At 33.8% G+C, this 12,504-nt stretch carries 8 protein-coding genes; 3 read left to right on the forward strand and 5 right to left on the reverse strand.

Annotated features, from left to right (window positions below; translation table 11 throughout):
- Positions 1–2: 2 nt before the first annotated feature.
- Positions 3–3,404 (reverse strand): isoleucine--tRNA ligase, encoded by a 3,402-nt coding sequence (ileS, locus tag QLQ95_RS06830; RefSeq protein WP_482503150.1) that lies wholly within the window; start codon positions 3,402–3,404, stop codon positions 3–5.
- A gap of 299 nt (positions 3,405–3,703) precedes the next feature.
- Here ileS and QLQ95_RS06835 point away from each other — a divergent pair, with 299 nt between their 5' ends.
- Positions 3,704–4,498, forward strand: coding sequence for a T9SS type A sorting domain-containing protein (locus QLQ95_RS06835; RefSeq protein ID WP_320494284.1), 795 nt, complete (start codon positions 3,704–3,706; stop codon positions 4,496–4,498).
- Positions 4,499–4,582: 84 nt separating this feature from the next.
- Here QLQ95_RS06835 and recO read toward each other — a convergent pair whose 3' ends face one another.
- The 3 genes from recO to gdhA form a co-directional block, all read right to left on the reverse strand.
- Entirely contained in the window at positions 4,583–5,296 is a 714-nt protein-coding gene (recO, locus tag QLQ95_RS06840; RefSeq protein ID WP_320494285.1) for a DNA repair protein RecO, read from the reverse strand.
- A 96-nt stretch (positions 5,297–5,392) separates the two neighbouring features.
- Complete coding sequence (porZ, locus tag QLQ95_RS06845; protein ID WP_482504055.1) at positions 5,393–7,675, reverse strand: type IX secretion system anionic LPS delivery protein PorZ; 2,283 nt, start codon at positions 7,673–7,675, stop codon at positions 5,393–5,395.
- A gap of 125 nt (positions 7,676–7,800) precedes the next feature.
- Positions 7,801–9,144, reverse strand: coding sequence for an NADP-specific glutamate dehydrogenase (gene gdhA, locus QLQ95_RS06850; protein WP_095928401.1), 1,344 nt, complete (start codon positions 9,142–9,144; stop codon positions 7,801–7,803).
- A 327-nt stretch (positions 9,145–9,471) separates the two neighbouring features.
- On the opposite strand from gdhA, the gene QLQ95_RS06855 reads away from it, so the two are divergent.
- On the forward strand, positions 9,472–10,263 hold the full coding sequence (locus QLQ95_RS06855; RefSeq protein WP_320494286.1) for a THC0290_0291 family protein: 792 nt from the start codon (positions 9,472–9,474) through the stop codon (positions 10,261–10,263).
- Positions 10,264–10,434: 171 nt separating this feature from the next.
- Here QLQ95_RS06855 and QLQ95_RS06860 read toward each other — a convergent pair whose 3' ends face one another.
- Positions 10,435–11,577 carry a cystathionine gamma-synthase gene (locus QLQ95_RS06860; RefSeq protein ID WP_320494287.1) on the reverse strand — a complete coding sequence of 381 codons (1,143 nt, stop codon included), beginning with the start codon at positions 11,575–11,577 and terminating at the stop codon, positions 10,435–10,437.
- A gap of 104 nt (positions 11,578–11,681) precedes the next feature.
- On the opposite strand from QLQ95_RS06860, the gene QLQ95_RS06865 reads away from it, so the two are divergent.
- Positions 11,682–12,425 (forward strand): DUF3298 and DUF4163 domain-containing protein, encoded by a 744-nt coding sequence (locus QLQ95_RS06865; RefSeq protein WP_320494288.1) that lies wholly within the window; start codon positions 11,682–11,684, stop codon positions 12,423–12,425.
- The last annotated feature ends 79 nt before the right edge of the window (positions 12,426–12,504 follow it).

Consider the following 12,504-nt stretch of genomic DNA (forward strand, 5'->3'; position numbering starts at 1 on the left):
TACTATTTTGAAATTAATATAATGGTTCTAATATCATCAAACTCAATTTCTGTGCCGTTTTCTAACGTGTCAGCAAAAACCAGTTCGTCTGTTAATGTTTCAGACCTAATATAGTCTTCGTTTTTTGAAACTGCATCTTCTAAAATACCGTTTCTTTTTATTTGTACTTTAATCTTATCCGTAACCTCAAATCCTGAATCTTTACGAATGTTTTGTATTCTATTTACTAACTCTCTAGCGATACCTTCATTTTTTAATTCTTCGGTAAGAGTAATATCAAGCGCAACTGTTATTCCGTTTGAATTAGCAACTAACCATCCTTCGATATCTTGTGATGTTATTTCCACATCTTCTAATGATAAAGTTACACTATTTCCTGCAATAACAATATCTAGCGTTCCTTGCTTGTCCAGCTGATTGATCTGATCTGCAGAAAAACCTTGTATCTCCTTAGAAATCAAGCCCATGTCTTTACCAAAACGTGGCCCAAGAGCTTTAAAATTAGGCTTAATTTGCTTAACCAAAATACCAGAAGCATCGTCTAAAAGTTCGATTTCTTTAACGTTTACTTCGGCTTTTACAAGATCAGAAATTGCTTCGATTTCAGCACGCTGATTCTCGTCAAGTACTGGAATCATTACCTTTTGCAGAGGTTGACGAACTTTAATCATCTCTTTTTTGCGTAGTGACAACACCAAAGAAGAGATCGTTTGCGCCTTCTGCATTTTGCTTTCCAACGTTTTATTAACAAAGTTTTCGACAAATTTTGGAAATTCAGCCAAGTGAACACTAGCAAAATCCTCGGTTCCCGTCGAAGTTGTTAAATCACGGTATAATTTATCCATAAAAAATGGAGCTACTGGAGCGCTCAATTTACTGATTGTAAGCAAACAAGTATAAAGCGTTTGGTAAGCTGCAATTTTATCTTTTCCATATTCTCCTTTCCAGAAACGACGACGGCATAAACGAACGTACCAGTTACTTAAGTTTTCCTGAACGAAGTCAGAAATTGCTCTTGTCGCTTTTGTTGGCTCATAATCTTCATAGCATTCATCAACAAATTTGATTAACGAATGTAATTCAGAGATAATCCATTGATCGATTTCTGGTCTTTCGTTTAATGGAATTTCGGCTTCTTCATATTTAAATCCGTCGATGTTTGCATATAACGAGAAGAATGAATAGGTATTGTAAAGTGTTCCGAAGAATTTACGTTTAACCTCAGCAATTCCTTCAAGGTCAAACTTCAAGTTATCCCACGGATTTGCATTCATAATCATATACCAGCGTGTAGCATCTGGACCGTTTTCTGCAATGGTTTTAAATGGGTCTATAGTATTTCCTTTACTCTTAGACATTTTAATTCCATTTTTATCCAAAACCAAACCGTTTGAAACTACGTTTTTGTAGGCTATTTTATCAAAAACCAAAGTTCCGATTGCATGCAAAGTATAAAACCATCCGCGAGTCTGATCTACTCCTTCTGCAATGAAATTTGCTGGAAAATCTTTGTTGCCATCAATTTTTTCTTTGTTTTCAAAAGGATAATGCCATTGTGCATAAGGCATTGCTCCAGAATCGAACCAAACGTCGATTAGATCACTTTCGCGCTTCATTGGTTTTCCAGAAGCCGAAACTAAAGTAAGTCCATCAACAACATTTTTATGCAAATCGATTAAATCATAATTTGACTCAGACATGTTTCCGATTTCAAATCCTTTAAACGGATTTTCTTTTTGGAAACCTGCTTCAATTGATTTTTCGATTGCATTGTACAATTCTTCAACAGAACCGATAATAACTTCTTCTGTTTTATCTTCTGTTCTCCAAATTGGCAACGGAATTCCCCAATATCTAGAACGAGATAAGTTCCAATCGTTGGCATTTTTAAGCCAATTTCCAAAACGTCCTTCACCAGTAGATTTAGGTTTCCAATTGATAGTTTCGTTCAGGTCGAACATTCTATCTTTTACATCGGTTACTTTGATGAACCATGAATCTAGAGGATAGTATAATAACGGCTCGTCTGTTCTCCAGCTGTGTGGATAACTGTGCACGTATTTTTCAACTTTAAAAGCTTTGTTTTCTTCTTTTAAACGAATAGCGATTTCAACATCTACAGATTTCTCCGGAGCTTGTCCTGCATCGTAATATTCGTTTTTAACGTATTTACCAGCCAAATCACCTACATGAGAAGTGAATCTTCCTTGTAAATCTACTAATGGAACTGGAGTTCCGTTTTCGTCTAAAACCAACATTGGCGGAACTTCTGGTTTTGCTTCTTTTGCTACTTTAGCATCATCTGCACCAAAAGTCGGAGCTGTATGCACAATTCCTGTTCCATCTTCAGTTGTAACAAAATCACCTGCGATTACTCTAAATGCGTTTTCAGCATTTTCATAAGGTAATACGTAAGGCAATAATTGTTCGTAACGGATTTCTACTAAATCTGCTCCTTTTCCTTCTGCTAAAATTTTGTATGGAAGTTTTTTGTCGCCGTTTTTCACATTGTCAAAATCAGCGTCATCTTCACTTAAGAAAAAACCTTTTCCGAATTGTTTCCCAACTAAGTTTTTAGCCAAAACAACATTGATTGACTCAAAAGTATATTGATTGAATGTTTTCACTAAAACATAATCAATTTTTGGCCCAACTGTCAAAGCTGTATTTGATGGAAGTGTCCAAGGAGTAGTCGTCCAAGCTAAAATGTGGATATCTCCAAAACCTTGCAAAAATGAAGGTAATGTTTCTGGCAATGTTTTAAACTGAGCTACAATTGTAGTATCAGTAACATCACGGTAAGCTCCTGGTTGGTTTACTTCGTGAGAAGACAATCCCGTTCCTGCTTTTGGAGAATAAGGCTGAATTGTGTATCCTTTGTACAACAAACCTTTATCATAGATTTGCTTCAAAAGCCACCAAACCGATTCCATATATTTTGGTTTATAAGTCACATACGGATCTTCCATATCAACCCAATACCCCATTTTTTCGGTCAAATCATTCCATACGTCTGTATAACGCATAACGGTTTTTTTACACGCTTCGTTATATTCTTCGATCGAAATGGTTTTACCAATATCTTCTTTTGTAATTCCTAATTCTTTTTCGGTACCTAATTCAACAGGCAAACCGTGAGTATCCCAACCGGCTTTTCTTTTTACCTGAAAACCTTTTTGAGTTTTATATCTGCAAAAAATATCTTTAATCGCACGTGCCATTACGTGGTGAATACCAGGCAATCCGTTTGCTGAAGGCGGACCTTCAAAAAATACGAAAGGCTCAGCACCTTCGCGAGTTGTTACACTCTTTTCAAATATATTTTCTTTCTTCCAAAAATCAAGAACTTCAGACGCTACAGTTGGCAAGTCAAGTCCTTTGTATTCAGTAAATTTTGTACTCATTTTATCCTTTTCTTAAACGAGGTGCGAAAGTAGTAAATTTAAGTCAGAAGTAGAATATCTAAAGCCAAAAGTTGGCACTTTTAAGACAATTTTTAAGAGTAAAAAAGAAATCATTATCAAAATAAGAAATTAAGATCGCTTTTTTCAACATTTCTTAATTCAAATACACTTTTCTAAAAGATTAACAGCATTGCAATGTACTGTCATGAATTTTTGTTAAATTTTAACATATTGAAACCTATTATTAGGAATTGTAAGATTAATAATTGTAGTTTTATACCCAACTTTAAAAAATGTGTATGAGAACAAAATTACTTATCTTATGCTTACTTACAGTAAGTTTTGCAAAAAGCCAGAATCTTCTACAAAACGGTAGTTTTGAACAATTTACCGCTAATGCTCCTGATTCATGGACTTTTATTTACGGAGCTACATCAAAAGAAGAAACAATTAAAAATGGTGGATCTTCAAGCTTAAAGGGTTTACCAGTATCAGACTTAGAAAATGGTCTGATGCCAACTTTACAATTCAAACAAGAGTTTACTTTATCAGATCTTGACGAATACACTTTAAAATTTGACTATTATATTCCAAATGATGTTCCTTCTTTCATGAACATTAGCAATCTATCTTATGAAATCATAAAAGTAACTTCAGGAGGAGCCTCTTTTATTGCTCAACCCGATTTTCTTACTAGAGAATTTGGCGTTTGGAAGACAGTAACTTTTGACTTTAAAATAACAGCATTTTTAGCACCAACAACATCGGTAACAATGGCTGCTTTTTTTACAGCTGGATGTCAATTTGATGGTCCTGCAATCTATTTTGACAATGTGATAGTAGCAAAAAAAGGCACTTTAGGAACTGTTGATTTTGATAAAAAAACCAACCCGATAGCATCTATGTCTAAAGATGAAATAAAATTAAGCAGTGATTTTAAAAATTCTTCTTATGTAATTTACTCTATCGATGGTAAAGCAGTAAAAAGAGTAAACAATAACTCATCTGAAACTATTGCAATTTCTGGATTACCAAACGGAGTTTATTTATTAAAATTAAACGACTTAGGCACTTCAGTTAAGTTCATCAAATAATAGACTTAAGCAACCTAAAACAAAAAAGGATCGAGTTAAACTTGATCCTTTTTTGTTTTTATACAATTTAAAGAAAGTATACTCTCACGAAAAAATCTCTTTTAAAATATCCAAAGATTTGGGCCTTTTAAAACCTTCCAAGTGCAGACTGTAATAATCGATTAGAATTTTTAGGAGAATCTGCCTTTCTAAAACATGAAAGACTTTTTGATCGTTATCGAATTTTAATTCCAATAACTTTTTAAACAAGTTGGTCTCGTGTTCTGAAAGCAAATTTCCATTTTGAAAAAGTGTAAAGACACCTTCATTCATTTCAAAAAAAGGCAAATCAATTTCAGAAATATCAGGATAAAAACCGAGATATTTTGTGATTTCTAAAAGGAGAATTAAATGAAAATTAGAAATCTCATCATGATGATCCAGCCAAGTCAGCGCAGCTTCTAAAAAAAGGAAAAGCTGTTCGTTTTTCTCTTCTTCTTGAATAGAATAATGAAGCATTTCGGACAAAAACATCACCATGGTACTTTTGACAATATCAGTATGAATAGTCTGAAACGGAACAGCGCTTTTTATTTCTTTAAAATTCTCTAAAGTTCCTTTATTCTTATGCACAGCTTCAATTTCTAAAATAGAAAATGGCTGAAAATAAGCAATTTTCTGACTTGCTTTCCTACTCGAAAAAGCGTCGCGCACAAAATAAGATTTCAGTCCGCTAGAAAGTGTAAAGCATTTTACAATCAAGCTTTTCTCTTGAAATTTTAAAGACGAAATTACTATGGCTTTTGTTTTGACGAGCACAAATTTTTGTTTTTTTTGTTTCAATTTTCAGGTATCAAGTTTATCAAATTGACGATAAACTGAACACTAAAAAAGACTAAATACTGAATACTGATCTTATCGTATAATCATTACTTTCTTAACTTTAGTTTCTCCTCCATCTTCTGCCGAGATAAAAACCATGTAAACACCAGATGCTACTTTATACTTCCCAAAAGCAGTTGTGTCCCATTCGATTGTTCCGCCAGAAGAAGTCACTTCATAAACTAAATTCCCTTCTATATCTGTGATTTTCACATTAGCCTTGTCAATTAATCCAGCCACTTTAACGGTTCCCGAATAATTCGGACGTACAGGATTTGGATAAACATATACATTGCTTAAATCGTCATTTGCTCCAGTTGCAATTCCGCCAAACGAAACCAATCCTTTGTCGGTTGCAATAAAGACCTCTCCCGTTTTAGCATTTATCTTAACATCATTTATATAATTACTTGGCAAAGGCGAATTGTTTATTGTAAAATGATATTTTGTTTCCTGACCATTTGGCGAAACCATAAATATTCCAGAATCTGCCGTTCCAATCCATTTATTATTTGCGCCATCGACTGCTATCGAAGTTACAAACTGTTCGTATAACAACTCCTGAGCCAAATCGTCTTCGGTTATAATAATTGAATTTGCTTTTAACTGACTATCTGTTTGAAAACTAGAAACATTAGAGAGAACTCTCAAACCCTTTGTTGTTCCTATCCAAAGCTGATTTTTTGTATCTAAAGCTATTGCTCTAACATCGGCAATTGGCAGATTACCAGCATCAGTTCCAAAAGTCATTTTTTTGAAGGTATTTGTAGCTTCATTAAACCCTACAACTCCACTTTTATAAGTTCCAATCCATTTTACATTGTTGCGATCTACCACTATACTTGAATAGTTATCTTCTCCCACATCGTCTGATATCGAAGTCATCGAATAACTGCCCCATTGTCCATTTGTTTTTAAAACCTTCAATCCATTATTGATTCTGCTATTGGTCACCCAAAGATTTCCAGATTTATCAAAAGCCGTTGCATTGATTCGGACATCTACATAATCTGGCGATGTTGTTTTAAGCGACTCTAAACCACTATTTTTTTCATTATATAAATGAGTTGGAATATCGCTTTCAATTTTCAATAATCCAGAGAAAAAAGAACCAGCATAAACCTGTTTTTCATTATTAGGATTTATATAAATTCTCGTTATTGATTTGGCATCATAAACATCAGAATATGGAATGTTTAACCATCCCGAAGCATTAAATCGACTAATTCCATAACTATCCAAAGGGTACGGATTATACACCGCATCATAATCTCCATAAACTGCCCACAAAACATTTGAACCAGCATCTATAGAAAAAATATCATTACGCACAGGACCGCTAGGCGTACTGTTTTCAAAAGCTGTGGCATTATTTAAAGTAGAAGCAAATAGTCCTTTTTCTTTTGTTCCAATAAAAATCTGATTTCCAACTGCAGTTGCACAGCTAAAATTCAGGGTATTATCTAAAACTTGAGAATTTGTAATTTGTCGACTCAACGTCATTTGATTATTATAAACATATACTGTATTGGCAGTCGTAACAAATAAATTATGGTTTTTCGCTCGCGTATCAACAGACGCTTGAGGCAGTTGCAAAAAGCCCACAAAGGTATTGGTATTAAATCTATGAATATACCCTGTACTATTTATTGCAATAAGCTCTGAATCTAAAGCCTCAACACTCGACCAATCTCCGCCATTGACTACTGACCATTGGCTATAATCTATAAGATTAGCATTTGTTATGTCAGCTTTTCTAATACCGCTTGAAGTTGCCGCAAAAATAAATCCGTTAAACATTGTGGTTTGCTTTACGCTTATTTCTGCTCCATTATCTCCAATAAAATAAGTGTCGCCAAATTGAGATGTTTTAAGATTAAATTGAACAATTCCAAAATCGCAAGAAACATATATCAATCCATTATTTTCCATAAAATGATTGATTTTTTTAGTATTTGCTGGCAATTGCTTATTGATTATATCTACAACTTTTAGAATACTTCCGTCTACTTCGTTAATCAAGATCATCAAACCATTTTCATAACCTATGATTGTTTTTTTAGAAGCTTCGCTGTAATAAACTGCCGAAATGGTCTGGCCGGAAAGTCCATCAACAGTCGTCGTCGTTTTAAGAACATTTGTTACTGTATTTTTTGAAAACAGTGCGTTTTCGGAAGCCGCAAAAACAGTTGTTCCAGATTCTGAAATGTCTTTTACTTCATTAAATGAAAAATATCCCTGCCAAGACAATTTGCTCTGCGCTTCGCAAAACTGAATTAGAAGTAAAAACAAACCGCAGAAAAATACTTTTTTCATCATATAATGTATTCGAATAGACAAATATAATACAATCGGGTTTTTATTTAATTTTTAGCACAAATAAAATACCCCCGATATCTTATTAGGATAACGAGGGTAATTCTAAATATTGCAATTAAATCTTAAACTACACCTTGTGCAAGCATAGCGTCGGCAACTTTTACAAATCCGGCAATATTAGCTCCTTTTACGTAGTTAACATATCCGTCTTCTTCTGCACCGTATTTTTTACATTGGTTATGAATTCCGATCATGATTTCTTTCAATCTCAAGTCTACTTCTTCACTAGTCCAGTTTAAACGAATTGAGTTCTGAGTCATTTCTAATCCTGAAGCAGCAACTCCACCAGCATTTGCAGCTTTTCCTGGCGCGAATAATACTTTACTATCTAAGAAAAGTTTAATAGCATCTAAAGTAGAAGGCATATTGGCAGCTTCCGTAACACATAAAACGCCATTATCTATTAATTTCTTAGCATCGTCGCCATTCAATTCATTTTGAGTAGCACATGGAATAGCAATATCTACTTTTACTTCCCAAGGGCTTTTTCCTTTGTGGAAAATAGCATTTGGATATTTCTCTAAATATCTTTCTGCTCTATTATCTCCAGTAGCTCTCATCTCAACCATATGTTCGATTTTTTCTCCAGAGATACCTTCTTCATCATAAATATAACCATCAGGTCCAGAAATAGTAACTACTTTACCTCCTAGTTCATTTACTTTTAAAGCAACACCCCAAGCCACATTTCCGAATCCAGAAATAGCAACTCTTTTTCCTTTAATTTCGTGACCAATTGTACGAAGCATTTGATCTGTAAAATAAACTACACCATATCCTGTAGCTTCTGGTCTGATTAATGAACCTCCGTAAGCCAAACCTTTTCCAGTTAAAACTCCTGTAAATTCATTTCTAATTCTTTTATATTGACCAAATAAGTAACCGATTTCACGTGCACCAACACCAATATCTCCAGCTGGAACGTCAAGATCTGGACCAATATGACGGCATAATTCTGTCATGAATGACTGGCAGAAACGCATAATTTCAGCATCAGATTTTCCTTCTGGGTCAAAATCAGAACCTCCTTTTCCACCTCCCATCGGAAGTGTTGTCAAACTGTTTTTAAATACTTGTTCAAATGCCAAGAATTTTAAAACCGATAAGTTTACCGAGTGATGAAATCTAATTCCTCCTTTGTAAGGTCCAATTGCAGAGTTCATTTGAATTCTGAAACCTCTATTTACAATAATTTCCCCTTTATCGTCTACCCACGGAACTCTGAATATTATTGATCTTTCCGGTTCAGCGATTCTTAAGAGAATATTCTTTCCATCGTATTTTTTACGCTCAGATATAAACGGAATTACAGTTTCAGCGAATTCTCTAACTGCTTGAAGAAATTCTGGCTCATTTGGATTTTTTGACTCAACAAGAGCCATAAATTCATTTATTTTTTGTTCCATCTTTAAAATAAATTTTCAGATAATTTAGATTTAATTTTTACTCTTATAAAAAATAAGAAATCATGTTTAAGAAAACGTTTTCGTTTTAACTGACAAAGATATATCAAATAATGATTCGATGTTACATTTTTCACTTTTTTGAAGCGATTTGTGTTTTTTTCAAACAATAGAAAAAAACACATTTTACATGTAGGTGTTTACATGCAAATCACCTTTTAAAAGTTAGTAAATTAAGTATTTTGCTAGTTATTTTTCAATACGTCAATTTAATATTTTGAATCGATTATGTTTTTTATATATTTGCCGAGATTTGTAAGCCCCTAAAAAATGCCTAAGCACCTATTTATCACATTATTTGCCTTATTGGGCATCTCAACTGCTGTATCAGCACAAGGATTAGCCCAAGAGATCGGAATCTACGCAGGACCTGTAACTTTACAGTCCGATTTTGGAGAAAGAAACAACTTTGATAATAATGTCGGAAACACAGGTTTTGGCATTGGAATCATGCACTTTATAAACTTTTCTGCCAATAACAATAGAGAAAATTTTTTCACAGAACATTTTAAAGTAAGATCTGATCTGTCTTACAGCAGAACCACTTTAAAACATCATGGAAAATGGGTTGATTATAAGCCCAATGGTTTATTTGCAACACAATTAAGAAACATGCATGCAAGTTCTAGTATAGTAAGCTTGGGAGCACAGATGGAATTTTCTCCTTTTATGAAAATCCACGATTTCGAAAACACAGTTGGTAGCTTCAGTCCGTATGGAGCTGTAGGGTTTCAGGTGAGCTATTATTCAGCAAAAGTTGGGTCACATTTAGGAGACATTACGCTTCCTGCTATTACCCCAGGAAAATACTTAACTCCATCTGACGGACGTGCACATGGTTTTTCTACAGAAACTGGTGTAGCTTTAGCGGCAACAGCAGCAGTAGGTGTACATTATAAACTAACTGAAATGAGTGATTTAATGTTTGAAACTCGTTTTCATATGTACAGCTCAGACTGGATTGACGGATTAAACCCAAATAAAGATATTTACAAAGAAAACAAATCTAACGATTGGCAAGTTTGGTTTAACTTTGGATACATCTACTATTTAGAATTCTAAAAAAGTTTAAATTTCAAAATATAAAAAATCCCAAATTCCAAAACTATTCATTGGAATTTGGGATTTTTCATTAGACATTTTATCGCCTTCTTTCTAAGAAATTTTAAAATAAGAAATCCCAAACTCCAGAATAAAAATTGGAATTTGGGATTTTCTTATTTGGAATTTATATTAAGCTAAAGCTTGTTCTAAATCGGCAATTAAATCTTCTGCATCTTCGATACCAACACTCAATCGAACTAAATCGTCAGTAATACCAACTTCTGCTCTTTTATCTGCAGGAATAGAAGCGTGCGTCATTAAAGCTGGATGATTAGCCAATGATTCAACACCGCCAAGAGATTCTGCCAAAGTAAAAACTTTCAGTTTTTCTAAAAACGCGATAGAATCTTCTTTCTTCCCAGACTTAAAATCAAAAGAAACCATTCCTCCAAAAGCTTTCATTTGCTTCTTAGCAATTTCGTGAAACGGATGATTCTTTAAACCTGGATAATAAACCGTTTTAATTTTAGGATGGTTGCTCAAATATTCAACTACTTTTTCCCCATTTTCACAATGTCTCTGAACTCTTAAAGCTAAAGTTTTGATCCCTCTTAAAACCAAGAAACTATCCATTGGCCCAAGAGTCGCTCCTGTTGCAAATTGCTGAAAATGCAATTGATCTCCAAGCGCTGCGTCTTTTACAATTAATGCTCCAGCAATAACATCAGAATGACCTCCTAAATATTTCGTAGCAGAGTGCATTACAATGTCTGCTCCTAAATCTAAAGGCTTTTGTAGATAAGGCGTTGCAAAAGTATTATCAACCGCAAGAAGAATATTTTTCTCTTTAGTAATTTTTGCAATTTCTTGAATATCTGCCAATTTCATCAACGGATTTGTTGGTGTTTCTACCCAAATTAACTTCGTATTTTCGTTAATTAAACTTTTCAGTTTTTCGATATTCGTCATATCAACAAAATGAAATTTAATACCCGAATCTTTATAAACACGAGAGAACATTCTGTAAGTTCCGCCATACAAATCATCCATCGCAATGATTTCGTCTCCAGCTTTAAAAGATCTTAAAACGCAATCTGTAGCTGCAAGACCAGACGAAAATGCTAATCCGCGAGTTCCGTTTTCAATACTAGCCAGCGCCTCTTCTAAAGCCGTACGTGTCGGGTTTGAAGCTCTACTATATTCGTAATCTGCCAAAGGTTTACCTGGACTTGTTTGTACAAATGTTGAAGTTTGATACACTGGTGGCATAACAGCGCCTGTACTTGGATCATGATGCTGTCCTCCGTGAATAACTTTTGTATTGAATTTCATATAGTTATAAATTTTAAATCCTTAATTCTTTTACAAATTTACCGCTTAATTTATTTTATCGCGACACAACTTCTTACCTTTGTAGATAATTAACACTTTTTGATATGAAAAATTCATTATTTATACTCTTTTTGTGTTTGATTTTTACAAGTTGCAAAAAAGAGCTTTCATTTGAGAATGAAACGTTTGAAGAGAAATCTACTGTCCCATGCAAAAATGATTGCCCAAAAATCACCATAGAAGTTCCAATTGCTAAAAATGTTAAAGTAACATCAGACAGCATTAACAAGAAACTATTTGCCGTCATTAAAGAGATTGTGTTTTTTGAAGACGATTCGGTAAAAGTTGATGGCTACAAAGCTTTGGCGAAATCTTTTATTGCCTCCTATCAAGAAATGCATCAAAAATTCCCAAACGATACCTTTGGCTGGGAAGCAAAAATCATTGGAAATGTCGAATTTGAATCTGACCAAATTTTAAATCTTAAAATTGACCATTATACTTTTACTGGCGGCGCTCACGGTTATCAAGGTTATCGCTCTTTATTATTCGATAAAAAAACAGGAAAAACCATTTTCAATAATCAGTTATTTAAAAACGAAAATGAGTTTAAAAATTTCGCTGAGAAAACATTCAGATCAAAATATAAAATTCCAGAAAAAGCTAATATCAACGCTACAGGTTTAATGTTTGAAAATGATAAATTTCAACTGCCTCAAAACATTTTTTACACCTCTGAAGGTTTGCTTTTATATTACAACTCATATGAAGCCGCATCTTATGCAGATGGCCCAAAAGAACTTATATTTCCGTATGAAGAAATAAAAAAATATTTGAATTTTCAATAGAAAAATAAAATCAAGACATTTTTATTTATTCCCTATCTAGCACAATCTTTGTAGATATAGTGGACGTAGACGCACTACA

The organism is Flavobacterium sp. B330r (genome assembly GCF_056824325.1).